The 15182-nt window shown below is 47.5% G+C and carries 11 protein-coding genes; 2 read left to right on the top strand and 9 right to left on the bottom strand.

Annotation, left to right across the window (positions count from 1 at the left end; genetic code table 11):
- Positions 1-48 precede the first annotated feature (48 nt).
- From tpx to trpS, 3 genes are all read right to left on the bottom strand, one after another.
- Positions 49-543, bottom strand: a complete 495-nt coding sequence (gene tpx, locus HMPREF2560_RS07410; RefSeq protein ID WP_070608316.1) for a thiol peroxidase — start codon at positions 541-543, stop codon at positions 49-51.
- Between the two features lie 42 nt (positions 544-585).
- Positions 586-1125, bottom strand: coding sequence for a hypothetical protein (locus tag HMPREF2560_RS07415; RefSeq protein ID WP_070608317.1), 540 nt, complete (start codon positions 1123-1125; stop codon positions 586-588).
- A gap of 83 nt (positions 1126-1208) precedes the next feature.
- On the bottom strand, positions 1209-2219 hold the full coding sequence (gene trpS / locus HMPREF2560_RS07420; protein ID WP_070608318.1) for a tryptophan--tRNA ligase: 1011 nt from the start codon (positions 2217-2219) through the stop codon (positions 1209-1211).
- Between the two features lie 257 nt (positions 2220-2476).
- On the opposite strand from trpS, the gene clpB reads away from it, so the two are divergent.
- Both clpB and HMPREF2560_RS07430 read left to right on the top strand, forming a co-directional pair.
- Positions 2477-5050 carry an ATP-dependent chaperone ClpB gene (gene clpB / locus HMPREF2560_RS07425; protein WP_070608319.1) on the top strand — a complete coding sequence of 858 codons (2574 nt, stop codon included), beginning with the start codon at positions 2477-2479 and terminating at the stop codon, positions 5048-5050.
- Positions 5051-5279: 229 nt separating this feature from the next.
- On the top strand, positions 5280-7268 hold the full coding sequence (locus HMPREF2560_RS07430) for a site-specific recombinase (protein WP_070608320.1): 1989 nt from the start codon (positions 5280-5282) through the stop codon (positions 7266-7268).
- 65 nt (positions 7269-7333) lie between these two features.
- On the opposite strand, the gene clpP is transcribed toward HMPREF2560_RS07430, so the two are convergent.
- From clpP to HMPREF2560_RS07460, 6 genes are all read right to left on the bottom strand, one after another.
- Positions 7334-7954, bottom strand: a complete 621-nt coding sequence (gene clpP / locus HMPREF2560_RS07435; protein ID WP_003683589.1) for an ATP-dependent Clp endopeptidase proteolytic subunit ClpP — start codon at positions 7952-7954, stop codon at positions 7334-7336.
- A gap of 90 nt (positions 7955-8044) precedes the next feature.
- Positions 8045-9355: a trigger factor gene (gene tig / locus HMPREF2560_RS07440; protein WP_070608321.1), complete on the bottom strand. Its 1311-nt coding sequence runs from the start codon at positions 9353-9355 to the stop codon at positions 8045-8047.
- 191 nt (positions 9356-9546) lie between these two features.
- Positions 9547-11991 carry a DNA translocase FtsK gene (locus HMPREF2560_RS07445; RefSeq protein ID WP_070608322.1) on the bottom strand — a complete coding sequence of 815 codons (2445 nt, stop codon included), beginning with the start codon at positions 11989-11991 and terminating at the stop codon, positions 9547-9549.
- 188 nt (positions 11992-12179) lie between these two features.
- Positions 12180-12728, bottom strand: a complete 549-nt coding sequence (locus HMPREF2560_RS07450; RefSeq protein WP_070608323.1) for a hypothetical protein — start codon at positions 12726-12728, stop codon at positions 12180-12182.
- A 36-nt stretch (positions 12729-12764) separates the two neighbouring features.
- Positions 12765-13118, bottom strand: a complete 354-nt coding sequence (locus tag HMPREF2560_RS07455) for a nucleolar protein (protein ID WP_070608324.1) — start codon at positions 13116-13118, stop codon at positions 12765-12767.
- 47 nt (positions 13119-13165) lie between these two features.
- Positions 13166-15085, bottom strand: coding sequence for an ATP-binding cassette domain-containing protein (locus HMPREF2560_RS07460; RefSeq protein WP_070608325.1), 1920 nt, complete (start codon positions 15083-15085; stop codon positions 13166-13168).
- Positions 15086-15182 lie beyond the last annotated feature (97 nt).

Here is a 15182-nt window from a genome sequence, read left to right on the forward strand (position 1 = left end):
CTAAAGGCCGTCTGAAAAGTTTCAGACGGCCTGATTTTATTGAGTCAATTACAAAACAGCCAAAGCAGCTTCGTAGTCAGGCTCGTTTGCAATTTCAGATACCAGCTCAGCGTGGAGAACTTGGTTTTGCTCATTCAAAACCACCACTGCACGGGCAGTTAGGCCGCGTAATGGGCTTTCTGTCAGTGTAACACCGTAATCGTTAGAAAAGCTGCTGCGGAATGTAGAAAGTGTCACTACATTTTCCAAACCTTCTGCACCGCAGAAACGGGCTTGTGCAAACGGTAAATCGGCAGAAATGCACAAAACAACGGTATTATTCAAAGAAGAGGCACGTTTGTTGAAAGTGCGGACGGACTGGGCGCATATGTCGGTGTCGATGCTGGGGAAAATATTCAGCACTTTGCGTTTGCCTGCAAAGTCAGCCAATGATTTCTCAGATAGGTCTGCTGCTACCAATGTGAAATCAGGTGCAACTTGGCCGATGGCAGGCAAATTGCCGTTTGTAGAAATAGGGGAGCCTTGGAAAGTAACTTGAGCCATGATTCAGTCCTTGTGTCAGGGGGAAATAGGATGGTCTGGGGTTTAGTAATGACGGCGACGGAAATAGAACATGCCTTCGCTATCAATTTCTAAAATATAGCGGCCGTTTTGTACAGCGGCATAACCGCTTTTTCCTTCAGTATAAGGTTGCAAAGCAGCGTGTGAAATCAGATAGTCGGTCAGTTTGCCGCCATCTTGGGCAATATTGTCCACCATTTTTGCAAAGGCAGTGTGGCAAACTCCGTTGGCTGACCAGCCGGCTGAAACGCCTTTTTCATTTTTTTCCATGCATTGGCCGCTGATGACTTCTAAGTCGGTAGGGTGCTTACCAATCAGATTGATAACACCGCCCTCTATGCCGTTAATCGGATAGGTGCGTTGCTTCTTACCTTCTTTCGTTTCGCCGTCTTGAGCTGTACCTAAATCCAAACCGGCTATGGCTTGTTCATCGATATATTTAACTTTGAAGGTAGGCTTGGGCGCTTTGCCTGAAGCAGCATCATTGGCGGCAGTATCTTCAGATTTACCGCCGCAGGCAGCCAATGAAAGGCTGAGCAAGATAAGGGGGAAGGTTTTTTTCATATGAGAAACCCTAGAAAACGATTATATTTCAAATGATAAACGATATTATGGCCGTCTGAAATATTCAGACGGCCTTACTATTATTATTTCAACGGACGAATACCTACTGCATCGCGTACTTTATCCAACAATTCGCGTGCTTCTTTACGCGCTTTTTGTGCACCGGCCTGCAAAATGTCTTCAATTTGAGATGGTTTGGCTGTCAATTCATTGTAACGCTCGCGGGGTTCTGCGAGTTCGGCATTGATTTTTGCACCCAAGAGTTTCTTAGCCTCACCCCAAGCAAGGCCTTCGGCCAGCATTTGCGTGAACTCAGCAGTTTCAGACGGCGTGGAGAAGGCTTTGTAGATTTCAAACAGAGGGCTTTCATCAGGCTGTTTCGGCTCGCCGGGTTCTTTCATATTGGTGATGATTTTGTTAACCGATTTTTGGGTTTTCTTGTCGTTTTCCCAAAGCGGAATGGTGTTGCCGTAGGACTTGGACATTTTGCGTCCGTCCAAGCCGACCAAGAGTTCGACGTTTTCGTCGATTTTCACTTCTGGCAGGATGAAGAGCTCTTGGAAGCGGTGGTTGAAGCGGCCGGCAATATCGCGTGCCATTTCAACGTGTTGGATTTGGTCGCGACCGACTGGTACTTCATGGGCATTGAACATAAGAATGTCGGCAGTCATGAGGATAGGGTAGCTGTACAGGCCCATTTCCACGCCATGATCCAGATCTTCCTGACCGTTTTCGGTATTTGCCTGTACTGCGGCTTTATAAGCGTGGGCGCGGTTCATCAGGCCTTTTGCGGTGATACAGGTCAGAATCCAGTTCAACTCCATTACTTCGGGAATATCGCTTTGACGGTAGAAAGTGGTCTGTTCAGGGTTGAGTCCGCAGGCGAGCCATGTGGCGGCAACAGCTTGAGTGGATTGATGAATCATTTCTGGCTCATGACATTTGATGATGCCGTGATAGTCGGCCAAAAAGAGGAATGATTCGGTATTGGAATCTTGTGCTGCGCGGATAGCCGGGCGGATGGCACCGACATAGTTGCCCAAGTGTGGAATACCTGTTGTGGTAACGCCTGTTAAAACTCGTTTTTTGCTCATGAAAGTATCCTTCGGCACAAAGGCCGTCTGAAAATAAATATGGTGCCGATTATACCTGATTATTCTTGATTTTTCAGACGGCCTTTTGAGTAAAGGGTAACTGGATAATAAAGTTATACACATAAAATTATAAAAATAAAACTTTATAAAACAATAAGGTAATAAAAATTTTTGGTTAATGGAGTAAATAGCTATTGAGTTATCCACATTTGCGCTTATATAGGCTCTAACAGAATATATTTGAAGAGGAACTTAAAATGAGATTTGATAAATTGACTGCCAAATTTCAGCAAGCTCTGCAAGAAGGTCAAAGTTTGGCTTTGGCTGCGGACAGCAGCTACCTTGAGGCCGGCTTTATCTTAAAAGCGTTGCTTGACGATCAAAATAGTGGTGCTGCTGCGTTACTGGCTCATGCAGGTGTGAATGTGCCTCAAGTAAAACAACGTTTGCAGCAACATTTGAGCAGCTTGCCAAAAGTATCCGGACAAGGTGGTGATATTATGCCTAGCCGTGAGCTGCAAGCTGTATTGAACTTGATGGACAAGGCTGCAACCAAACGCGGCGATGCCTATATCGCCAGCGAACTTTTCTTGCTGGCTTTGGTTCAGCAGAATGATGCGACCGGTAAAATTTTGAAAGAGGCCGGTGCGACCGAACAAAATATCAATGCCGCGATCGATGCGGTACGAGGAGGACAAAACGTGAACGATGCGAATGCCGAAGACCAACGCGATGCTTTGAAAAAATACACACTCGACCTGACTCAACGCGCCCGTGACGGTAAGCTCGACCCTGTTATCGGTCGTGATGATGAAATTCGTCGTGCGATTCAAGTATTGCAACGCCGTACTAAAAACAACCCTGTGCTGATTGGTGAGCCGGGTGTGGGTAAAACCGCTATTGTTGAAGGCTTGGCGCAACGTATTGTCAACGGCGAAGTACCTGAATCCCTGCGTAACAAACGCCTTTTGGTTCTGGACTTGGCGGCTTTGATTGCCGGCGCGAAATACCGCGGCGAATTTGAAGAACGCTTGAAAGGCGTTTTGAACGACTTGGCTAAAGATGATGGCAACACTTTGATTTTCATCGATGAAATCCATACTTTGGTTGGTGCAGGCAAAACCGACGGCGCAATGGATGCGGGTAATATGTTGAAACCGGCTTTGGCACGCGGCGAACTGCACTGCATCGGCGCGACCACCTTGGACGAATACCGCCAGTACATCGAAAAAGACGCAGCACTCGAACGCCGCTTCCAAAAAGTATTGGTTGGAGAGCCAAGTGTAGAAGACACCATCGCCATTTTACGCGGTTTGCAGGAGCGTTATGAAATTCACCACGGCATCGACATCACCGACCCCGCCATCGTTGCTGCCGCAGAATTGAGCGATCGCTACATTACCGACCGCTTCCTGCCCGACAAAGCGATTGATTTGATTGACGAAGCCGCCAGTCGTATCAAAATGGAGCTGGACAGCAAACCCGAGCAGATGGATAAACTCGACCGCCGCATCATTCAGCTCAAAATGGAAAAAATGCACGTTGCCAAAGAGAGCGACGATGCCAGCAAAAAACGTTTGGAACTGATAGATGAGGAAATCGACGGCCTGCAAAAAGAATACGCCGATTTGGACGAAATCTGGAAAGCAGAAAAAGCCGCCTCTTCCAGCACCGCCGACATCAAAAAACAGATGGACGACATCAAGGTCAAAATCGAGCAGGCCAAACGTCAAGGCGATTTTGCCCGTGCGTCCGAACTCGAATACGGTGAGTTGCCGAAATTGGGCGCACAGTTGCAAGCTGCGGAAAGTAATCCCGACGGCAAAAAACAAAACAAACTCTTCCGTACCGAAGTTGGTGCGGACGAAGTGGCCGAAATCGTATCGCGTATGACCGGCATCCCTGTGTCCAAAATGATGGAAGGCGAACGCGACAAGCTGTTGAAGATGGAAGAAGTATTGCACCGCCGTGTGGTCGGCCAAGATGAAGCCGTGCGTGCCGTGTCTGACGCTATCCGCCGCAGCCGTTCCGGTTTGGCCGATCCGAATAAACCTTATGGCAGCTTCTTGTTCTTAGGCCCGACCGGTGTGGGTAAAACCGAGTTGTGCAAAGCTTTGGCAGGCTTCCTGTTTGACAGCGAAGATCATCTGATTCGTATCGATATGTCCGAATACATGGAAAAACATGCTGTTGCCCGCTTAATCGGTGCGCCTCCCGGCTATGTTGGCTACGAAGAGGGCGGTTACCTGACTGAACAAGTCCGCCGCAAACCGTACAGCGTGATTCTTTTGGATGAAGTGGAAAAAGCCCATCCTGACGTATTCAACATCTTGCTGCAAGTATTGGATGACGGTCGCTTGACCGACGGACAAGGCCGTACCGTAGACTTTAAAAATACTGTTATCGTCATGACTTCCAACATCGGTAGCCAACATATCCAACAAATGGGTACTCAAGACTATGAAGCGGTGAAAGAAGTTGTGATGGAGGATGTGAAAGAACATTTCCGTCCTGAAATGATTAACCGTATTGACGAAGTCGTCGTGTTCCACGGTTTGGATCAGGCCAATATCCGCAGCATTGCGAAAATCCAGCTTAAAGGTTTGGAAAAACGTTTGGAAGCGCAACATCTGCATCTGAAAGTCGATGATGCTGCCTTGGATCTGATTGCTGAAGCCGGTTTTGATCCTGTGTATGGTGCCCGTCCGCTCAAACGCGCCATCCAGTCAGAAATCGAAAATACGCTGGCAAAAGCATTACTTGAAGGAAAATATGCACCTGATAGCACAATCCATGTTAAAGAAGAGGGTGGTAAGCTCTTGTTTGCATAAGTTTAAAACAATGTAGTATGTTGTTGTAAAAGGCCGTCTGAAAGAATTCAGACGGCCTTTCTTAGTTATTGATTCACATCATATATTTGTTATGTAATTTGATTATTCATTGAATTTTAGAGAATATTAATTGAAAATCTTGTGCCGTGGATTGATAAAGAATGCGATATAATCCGACCTGTTTGCTGAAGTTCTTGCTAAATATCTCATCTTATGTAATAATACTACAATGCAAAAACTGACTAATCAAAATCTTCACATTATTTTGTCGGAGCGCTTAAATGATACCGACTTTGTTCTTATTCTCAATGCATTAATCAAATTTTTGCGCCGAGGAGGCAAAAAACAGGCTTCCGAACGTTTTGATTTGATTTTATCTACTTTAAAACAAGACGATGCTCTATGTCGTCAATTCAGCCTGCGCTTCTATGCCTGGCTGTCCAAAGTTCACATCTATCCTGCGCTGATTAAGCTGGGTATTTTCTCGCGCCATAGTTTTACTCGGGAGATGGGCATACGGATTTATGAACGTTTCAGCCCGTCTTATAAAGATTTTTCCAATCTGCGCGAAGTATTTTTATATCTTTTTCATTCGAAAAACGATGATAAATGGTTGCAAACCCTGAGTTTGCGCCAATGGTTGAGCATGTATGAATTGTTGCAGAGCAAAGCTGATCCTGCTTTGCTTCAGACGGCCAGCCGACAGTTGGCAGATGCCCGTTTGCGAGCGGTGGAAATGCTGTCTATTTGGATTGCTTCCGAAGCGATTGAGCCGGATTTAATACGGATTGCTCCCCGTTTGTTGGAAGCGGATTCGGCATTTGTCGCTTTGCAACGTGAAATTGCAAAATTGGTAGAACACTATCGCCATAGCGAAGAAACTTATGACACGGCGCATTTGGAGGTTATGTTTGACCAGTGTGAAAATCAAATTGACTATTTGCGCCGTCGTGGTACCGGAGCAGGGTCTGGTTCGTCAGTAAAAGTTGCCCATTTGCTCGAACGCTTGCAACAAACCATAGACCGCCTGAAACTGTTGACCAATATTCAAATCGAAACCGGCAGCCGTACCCGCTTAACCATCAACCTGATGAATGCGATGATTTACGCGGCGGTAGAGCAATACAGCACCAGCCACTTGCGTAAAAGCAGTATCCGAATGCTGGCGCGCAGTATTACGGAAAACAAAAGCCATCATGGTGAGCATTACATTACGCGCAACCGTAGCGAATATTTCAAAATGTTTTATTCCGCAGCGGGCGGTGGCGTAATTATTGCTTTGATGGCATTGAATAAAATCCATATTGCGTCTTTGGGGTTCGGCGAATTTACTACTTCATTTTTGGCCGGGCTCAATTATGGTTTGGGCTTTATGCTGATTCATATGCTGCATTGCACTGTTGCAACCAAACAGCCTGCTATGACGGCGGCGAGCTTTGCCGAACAGGTGGACTCGAATGAAGGCAGCAAAGCGGTGGACAATAAATTGGCTAAACTGCTGATTGACGTATGCCGTTCGCAAAGTGTTGCCGTGTTTGGCAATGTATCGATTGCGGTATTGTTGGCGGCAGGGATTGCTTTTGACTATGCCCATACGCATGGTCAGCCCTTGCTAAATGAGGCCGTTACAGCCTACCAGCTTAAATCTATTGAGATTTTTACCCAGCCGACCTTATGGTATGCCGCTATTGCCGGTGTATGGCTGTTTTGCTCGGGGATTATTGCCGGCTTCTTTGACAACCGTTCTGATTATCTGAACCTGCGTCAGCGCCTGCCGTTTAATCCGTTGTTACGAAAAATCATGCGTCCACAGCCGCGCCGCCGGTTGGCTGCTTATATTCATAAGCATTATGGTTCGCTTATGGGTAATTTTATTTTCGGTATGCTTTTAGGCATGACAGGCTATTTCGGCCATCTTTTCGGCTTGCCGCTGGATATTCGCCATGTGGCGTTCTCTTCGGCAAATTTGGGTTATGCTGCGATTAGTGGCTATACAGATATATTCACTTTTATGCTTGGCTTGGCAAGTGTATTGGCAATCGGCATGGTAAATTTAGTGGTCAGCTTTTCTTTGGCTTTGGCTGTTGCACTCCGTTCTCGCGGTACGCGTTTGGGCAGTATGCGTAATCTGCTGAAGAGCTTCTGGAGTCAAGTGAAAGCTAATCCTTTGATTTTGTTGTATCCGGTTCAAGTGAATAACAAAGAAAACACGAAGTAAGATTGAAGAAAGGCCGTCTGAATATATACTTTTCAGACGGCCTTTTAATTTAAAAACTATAAAGATTAGGCTTGCAGAGAGGCACGGTTTTCCAAAACTTGGTCAATCAAACCATATTCTTTAGCTTCATCGGCAGACATATAATTATCGCGGTCGGTATCGCGTTCCAAGTCGGCCAAATCGCGATCACAATGTTTGGCGAGTAAGCGGTTCAGTTTCTCTTTGATTTTCAGCAGCTCTTTAGCGTGAATTTCAATATCGGAAGCTTGGCCCGCCAAGCCGCCGCTGATAAGCGGTTGGTGAATCATGATACGGCTGTTTGGCAGGGCAAAGCGTTTGCCTTTTTCGCCTGCGGACAACAGGAATGCGCCCATACTTGCCGCTTGACCCAAGCATAAGGTAGAAACATGAGGCTTGATGAAGTTCATGGTGTCGTAAATCGACATACCGGCAGTAACCGAACCGCCCGGAGAGTTGATATAGAAGAAGATATCTTTATCAGGGTTTTCGCTTTCCAAGAACAGTAATTGCGCAACAACCAGATTGGCAGATTCGTCTGTCACCGGGCCGATCAAGAAAACGATGCGCTCTTTCAAAAGGCGTGAGTAGATGTCGAATGCGCGCTCGCCGCGACCGCTTTGTTCGATAACGGTAGGGACAAGGTAATTATTGAAATCGAAGGACATTTTTGTCTCCTATTAATGATGGAAAAGCACCAAAGCCATTTAAAGCGCTTCGGTGCTTTTGATCGTCTGTTTCAGACGGCCTTGGAGCAATTAAGCTTGTGCGCCCATTACTTCGTCAAAAGACAGCGCTTTTTCAGTTACTTTAGCTTTGCTCAGAACGAAATCAACAACGTTGCTTTCTACTGCCAATGAAGTCGGGCCTTGCAGGCGGGAAGGCTCTGCGTAGTACCAGTCGATAACTTCTTGAGGATCTTCGTAGCTTTCAGCGAAGTTGGCAACAACGGCTTTGATTTGGTCTTCAGTTGGCTCAAGTTTGTTTTCTTCAACCAATTTAGCCAGAATCAGACCCAAAGAAACGCGGCGTTCTGCTTGTTCTTTGAACATATCCAAAGGCAGATCCAAGTTTGCAGCGTCAGCCATACCTTGGTTAACGAAGTTTTGTTTCATTTCGTTTGCCAAGCGGGCGGCTTCTTCGTTGACCAAAGCAACAGGAACTTGCAAATCGGCTGCTTTGAGCAGGGCGTTCATTACAGATTCTTTGGTTTGTTCACCGATGCGGCGCTCAACTTCGCGACCAACGTTTTTCTTCACTTCTTCGCGCATTTTGGCAACGTCGCCGTCTTCAATACCCAGAGCTTTAGCGAAGTCAGCGTCAACTTCAGGCAAAGTAGCTTCAGAAACGTTGTTCAGAGTGATGGTGAATACGGCAGATTTACCGGCAACATCTTTACCGTGGTAGTCTTCAGGGAAGTTTACGGTAACATCTTTGCTTTCACCGGCTTTCATGCCGACAACACCAGCTTCGAATTCAGGCAGCATTTGACCTGCGCCCAATACGAAAGCGTAGTTTTTAGATGCGCCACCAGCAAAAGGCTGGCCGTCGATTTTGCCTTCAAAGTCAATGATGACGCGATCGCCGTTTTGGGCTTCGCGGTCAACATGGTTGAAGCGGGTGCGTTGTTTACGCAGGATTTCTACAGTTTGGTCAACTTCGGCATCGCCAACAGTCGCAGTAACTTTTTCTACTTCTTGGGCAGACAGGTCACCAATAGTTACTTCAGGGAAAACTTCAAAAATAGCGGCAACTTTGAAAGACTCTTGATCGTCTTGTTCTTCAACGCCTTCAAAGCGTGGGTAACCGGCAACTTTCAATTCTTGGGCAACGGCAACATCGTAGAATTCGCGTTGTACCAATTCGTTGATAACGTCGTTTTGTGCGCTTGCACCGTACATTTGGGCAATCATTTTGAACGGTGCTTTACCCGGACGGAAGCCGTCAATTTTGGCGCGGCGTTGGGTTTGTTTCAGTTTTTTCTCAGTTTCTGCGTTGATTTTGGACCAAGGCAGAGACAATACTACTTTGCGTTCCAGATTTTCTAAAGTTTCAACAGTTACGCTCATCGTAAGCCCTTAAATTTGTTGTGTTAAACGGTTATCCTTCTGCTTAATCCCCCGAAGGATTTCGGGAATATGCATAAGGTCAAAATTTAGCTGCTTAGTATAACACAATGTTTCACGAATAACATAAAAAGGCCGTCTGAAAAGTAGGAAATTCTTTTCAGATGGCCTTTGCGTTTCGATATTGTTGTTTTTTACAGCTGGTCTTTTTGAGCCAGAATCCGTCGGCTGCCGTTGATGTCTGCCGGAGAGAGAACACCGGCATTTTCAAGCGCATCTATTAAATTGGCGGCACGGTTGTAGCCGATGCGCAGTTGGCGTTGGAGGGCGGAAATGGAAGTCTTGCGACTCTCCAATACGAAGGCAACGGCTTGATCAAATAACTCATCGCTGTTTGCGTTCGGATTGACAATATTGGTGGTCTCGATGGCCGCTTCGCCACTGAGCAGACCTTCAACATAATTGGTCGGAGCCTGTTCTTTGACGAAATTGACGACCTGATGCACTTCATCATCGGAAACAAACGCACCTTGCAGGCGTGTCGGTTCTGCGCTGCCCGGTTGCAGGAATAATGAGTCGCCATATTTGAGCAATTCGTCTGCACCCATTTGGTCAAGAATAGTGCGGCTGTCGATTTTGCTTTGTACGGTAAAGGCCATACGTGTCGGAATGTTAGCTTTAATCAGGCCGGTAACCACATCAACGCTTGGGCGTTGGGTGGCGACAATCATGTGAATGCCTGCCGCACGCGCTTTTTGGGCAAGGCGTGCGATTTGCTGCTCAACGGATTTACGTTCGGTCATCATCAAGTCTGCTAATTCGTCAATGACGACCACAATCAACGGCAGTTTTTCCAGAGGCTCAGGATCGTCAGGATTTAAGCTGAACGGATTGAGTAATGGCTTACCTGCTGCTTTGGCTTGTTCGACTTTTTGGTTGAAGCCGTCCAAATTACGCACGCCGGCATGGGAAAGCAGACGATAACGTTTTTCCATTTCGGCAACACACCAGTTCAACGCTTGTCCGGCCTCGCGCATATCGGTCACAACCGGGCAGAGCAGGTGCGGAATGCCGTCGTAAATACTCAATTCCAGCATTTTCGGGTCAATCATAATGAAGCGGACTTCGTCAGGAGTGGCTTTGAAGAGCATGGACATAATCATGCCGTTCACACCGACGGATTTACCTGAGCCGGTCATACCTGCGACTAAAAGATGCGGCATTTTTGCCAAGTCGCCGACAACGGGCGTACCTGCAATATCTTTACCCAAAGCAACAGTCAGTTTGGACTTGGCATCGGTAAATACGGATGAAGAGAGGATTTCGCTCAACATCACGTCTTGGCGTTTCTCATTGGGCAATTCAATGCCCATAGTGTTTTTACCGGCAATGGTTTCGACGATGCGTACCGCTTGCAGAGACATCGAGCGCGCCAAATCTTTGGACAAGGCGACAATTTGGCTGCCTTTGACACCTTGTGCCGGTTCGATTTCGTAGCGGGTAATCACGGGACCGGAAGTGGCGGAAACAACTTGTACGCCGATGCCAAATTCAGCCAGCTTGGCTTCGATCAATTCTGCGGTCTGTTGCAATTCATCCGGATTGACGGCAACCGGTTCTTCAGACGGCATACGCAACAGGTTCATGTTGGGTTTGTGATATTCGCCGTTGTTTTTAGGTTCTGTATCGTCAAACAGGGAAGTTTGGATTTTAGGGGGTGGCGCAACGGACACGGCAACAGTTTTACGGTTGCTGCTGCTGCCTGCCAACGGAGCAACCGGAGTAGCGGTAATGGTTTTGGCTTCTTTAACCATGCGGCGCGTATTTTGGGTTTCCAAAGCTTCGGTGCAGACATCTTCTTTTTTATTTTGGAATTGAGACAGTTTTTTCATCAGGCTGCCAAACAGGCCGCCCATATGGCTGCCGGATTTGGCCATGACTTCCAACCATGACACCTGAGCCAACAGGGAAATGGACAACAGCAACATCACGAGCATAATCAACAGACTGCCCGACTTACCCAACAGCCAAGCCAAGCCTGAACCGGCCAACAAGCCGACCAAGCCGCCGGCGCCAACGGGAAGGGATTCGCTCAATGCGTTGTCAAACAGGAAATGTTCGATAATCGGGCTGCACACCAGCAGGAGAAACAATGCCAAAGCAGCTACGCCGTGATTGTAGGGCTTATGGTTTTCCTGCTTTTTCATGGGGCGGAAATTTTTGTAGAGGAAAACGCAAGAGGCAGCTATCCACCACCAAAACGATAAGCCGAACAGATAATATCCGACATCGGAAAGATAGGAGCCAAAGAGGCCGCCGAGGTTGGCAACATCATTGCTTTTGGGAACGCTGCGCGACCATGCAGGGTCGTCCATGCTGAAGCTGGCCAGGGAAATGGCCAGATAAATGGTGATAACCAAGCCAAACAGCCATAAAGCATCATTAATCAAGTTGACGACATGCTCGGGACGCGCTTTTTTTTCTTCGTTTTTTTGCAGCTCTTTGGCGGCTTTCAGGCGTTGGGAGACTTTATTGTCGGCTTGAGTTTGTGCTTTGGTGGATTTGCGTGTGGTCGGTTTGGCTGCCGGTTTGGTTGAGACGCGTTTTTTTGTTTGGGTTTTAGAAGATTTTGCAGTCATGAGATAAAGGCCGTCTGAAAAGACTGGAGGTAATGTGCGTAAAGGGCAAATTATACCGTATTTACTAGACGCGAGAAATTGAAACGGGCGTAATCATTATAGGATTCAGGCCGTCTGCTTGGCGTAACGAAAATTTTGGATTTCGTTTCCACCTGTTCAGACGGCCTGATGTTTTGATTGATTTGGACTTACATTCTGCCCAGTTCGCGCTGGAGAGCTTGAATGTTTTTCTCCCTATCCAAAACCGCGCCTTGCAACGTACTGATGGCCTGTTGATTGACGCTGCCGCCTTTGGCTGTCCGCGCTTGGCTTAGTTGCTTTTTGGCATCGGCCAAAGCCGCGCGTTCATTGGATAACTCGGTTTCCAAAATAGAACGGCGGCTGTTGACACCGGAGGATTTGGGAACCGGAGGAGGAGCTGTTTCAGAAGCGGTGCGGACAGGGGCAGGTTTGGGCGTTACTTTGTGGTTGGATTTTGCCGCTGTGTTTTTGCTTTTTGCCGGAGCTGTTTGTGATGTCGGCGCGTTGAGTGTAGGCGCATCGCTGACCGGGGCGTCGTATCGGCTGCTGCTGTATTTGCCGACAATCGGCAAATCGTTGACGGCTTGGCAGTTGCCGCTTGGGCGCGAGGTATAGACAATTGAGCCGTTGACTTCACAGGTATAGATTTTTGCGGCGTCGGCTTGGCTGTTGAAAACAGCAAGCAGCAGGGATAGGGTAAGCAGATATTTTTTCATGATTCAGGTAGGGCTGATTCGTTGCAGTTGAGCATTTTATTCTTGTTCAGACGGCATAGGCTGCTGTTTTTTAGCTTTTGCACCGTTTTTGTTTTTACTCGGTTTGTCGGCTTTTTTCTCTTGTTTATCGGATTTTCCCGCGCGTGCCTTTTTCTTAGACTTTGCACTTGAGCGTTCATCAGAGGCATTGAGGCTGCGGATGTTGAGGTGGTAACCACTGCCTTGATGGCCGCTGATTTTAGGCAATTCGGCCTGTGCGCAGGAGGATTTGGGTTCGGAAGTATAGCTGCCGTTGCCGCAGGAATAAACTGCGGCGGCTGCATGAAGAGAAATGCCCAAGACAAAAGAGGATACGAGGAAGTATCCGGCTTGTTTGATAGTTGAGGTCATGTTTTTCCGTATTGTGTTTTATTTCAGACGGCCTGATGGCTCTATTTTTATTGGGAAAACTCGGCTTCGACATCAACTTGGATTTGCTCAAGCTCTTCCTGCCATTGCAGCCAGTTTTCTTCCAGTTGCGTTAATTTTACTTTAGTTTCTGTTAATTGTGCGAGTGTCTCTTGCAATTTGGGTTTATTTTCTTCTGAATAAGCAGATTCTTGTGCCAAAAATGCTTCACAGGCCGTCTGAATATCAGTCAATCGTGCGATTTCTTTTTCGGCTTTGTCGATTTTCTGCTGAATCGGTTTGCTGCGTTTGGCTTTTTCCTGACGGATTTGTGCTTCTATGCGCTTTGTATCCTTACGGCTTTGGCTTTGTGCAGAAGCGGCGGGGGCTGCTGCGGCGTTTTCTTGTGCCAATCGCCATTGACGGTAGTCGTTCAAATCGCCGTCGAAGTTATTCAGACGGCCTTTATCAATCAATAGGAAGCTATCGGTAGTCGCTTCAAGCAGGCTGCGGTCATGCGAAACGACAATCAATGCGCCTTGGAAACTTTGCAGGGCAAGTGTCAGGGCGTGGCGCATATCCAAGTCTAGGTGGTTGGTCGGTTCGTCAAGCAGCAGCAGATTAGGCTTTTGCCAGATAATCATGGCAAGGGCAAGCCGCGCTTTTTCTCCGCCGGAGAACGGCTCGGTCTTTTGAACCGCCATATCGCCGACAAAGTTGAAACCACCTAAAAAGTTGCGGATTTCCTGTTCGCGGACTTCGGGCGAAAGCTGCTGGATATGCCAAACCGGACTTTGGTCGGCGCGTAAGGTATCCAGTTGGTGCTGGGCAAAATAGCCGATATTGAGCTTTTCAGAGCGGACGATGCTGCCGGAAAGTAAATCGATTTTTCCTGCCAAGGCTTTGATAAATGTGGATTTACCGCTACCGTTAACGCCCAACAGGCCGTAGCGTGCGCCGCTTTCCAAAGACAGGGTAATGTCGTGCAAAACGGTATTGTCGCCATAACCTAAGTCGGCATGGTCGAGTTTCAATAATGGATTGGGCAGGTGGGTCGGATTGGCAAACTCAAAGGAAAACTCGCTATCCAAATGCGCAGGAGCGATGCGTTCGAGCTTGGCTAATGCCTTCATGCGGCTCTGAGCTTGTACGGCCTTTGTGGCTTTGGCTTTGAAACGGTCGATAAAGGATTGCAGATGTTTGATTTGTGCCTGCTGTTTGACGTAAGCGGCTTGTTGTTGCGCCAGACGTTGGGCGCGTTCGGCTTGATAGAAATCGTAATTGCCGCCGTATTGGGTCAGTTTTTGTTGCGACAGCTCGATGGTTTGCGTTGTAGTGGCATTCAAGAAGTCGCGGTCATGGGATATGATGATTTGCGTACAGGGCAGGGAGGCGAGATGGTTTTCCAGCCACAACACGGTTTCTAAATCCAAGTGGTTGGTCGGTTCATCCAAGAGCAGCAAATCGGCACGACAAATCAAAGCTTGGGCAAGGTTGAGGCGCATACGCCAGCCGCCGGAAAAAGATTTGACGGGATGGGTATGTTCTTCTTGTGCAAAACCCAAGCCGCTCAACAATTTCGCCGCGCGTGCCGGAGCGGTATAGGCATCGATTTCTTCGAGTTTGGCGTGATATTCGGCCTGCTTCATGCCATCGTTTTGCGCTTCTGCTTGGGCCAAGGCCGTCTGAAAAGCCTGCAATTCGGCATCGCCTTGCAAAACGTAGTCTAAAGCGGAAATATCTAAATCGGGCGTTTCTTGAGAGACGGAAGCCAGGCGCCATGTTTTGGGAATCAGGATTTCGCCGCCATCTTGTGTGATTTCACCTTTTATCAGCGCAAACAGGCTGGATTTTCCCGTACCGTTTTTACCGATTAAACCAACGCGTTGGCCGGGGTTGATTACGGCATCGGCTTTATCGAGCAGGACTTTCAAACCGCGTTGCAGGGTGAGTTTTTTGATTTCTATCATGATGGCAGGCAAGGGGGTGTAAAACGAAAGGCGTTATTTTACCTGAAAAGATATATAAAAGGCCGTCTGAACAAGTATGAAAACGAAATCAACGATT

The sequence above is a fragment of the Neisseria sp. HMSC078H04 genome, from assembly GCF_001838135.1.
GTDB lineage: Bacteria > Pseudomonadota > Gammaproteobacteria > Burkholderiales > Neisseriaceae > Neisseria.

Coding starts and splice junctions, on each gene's coding strand:
- tig (WP_070608321.1), bottom strand. CDS start 9,355: ATGAGCGTAACTGTTGAAACTTTAGAAAATCTGGAACGCAAAGTAGTA.
- clpP (WP_003683589.1), bottom strand. CDS start 7,954: ATGTCCTTCGATTTCAATAATTACCTTGTCCCTACCGTTATCGAACAA.
- clpB (WP_070608319.1), top strand. CDS start 2,477: ATGAGATTTGATAAATTGACTGCCAAATTTCAGCAAGCTCTGCAAGAA.
- HMPREF2560_RS07445 (WP_070608322.1), bottom strand. CDS start 11,991: ATGACTGCAAAATCTTCTAAAACCCAAACAAAAAAACGCGTCTCAACC.
- HMPREF2560_RS07415 (WP_070608317.1), bottom strand. CDS start 1,125: ATGAAAAAAACCTTCCCCCTTATCTTGCTCAGCCTTTCATTGGCTGCC.
- HMPREF2560_RS07460 (WP_070608325.1), bottom strand. CDS start 15,085: ATGATAGAAATCAAAAAACTCACCCTGCAACGCGGTTTGAAAGTCCTG.
- HMPREF2560_RS07455 (WP_070608324.1), bottom strand. CDS start 13,118: ATGACCTCAACTATCAAACAAGCCGGATACTTCCTCGTATCCTCTTTT.
- HMPREF2560_RS07450 (WP_070608323.1), bottom strand. CDS start 12,728: ATGAAAAAATATCTGCTTACCCTATCCCTGCTGCTTGCTGTTTTCAAC.
- trpS (WP_070608318.1), bottom strand. CDS start 2,219: ATGAGCAAAAAACGAGTTTTAACAGGCGTTACCACAACAGGTATTCCA.
- HMPREF2560_RS07430 (WP_070608320.1), top strand. CDS start 5,280: ATGCAAAAACTGACTAATCAAAATCTTCACATTATTTTGTCGGAGCGC.
- tpx (WP_070608316.1), bottom strand. CDS start 543: ATGGCTCAAGTTACTTTCCAAGGCTCCCCTATTTCTACAAACGGCAAT.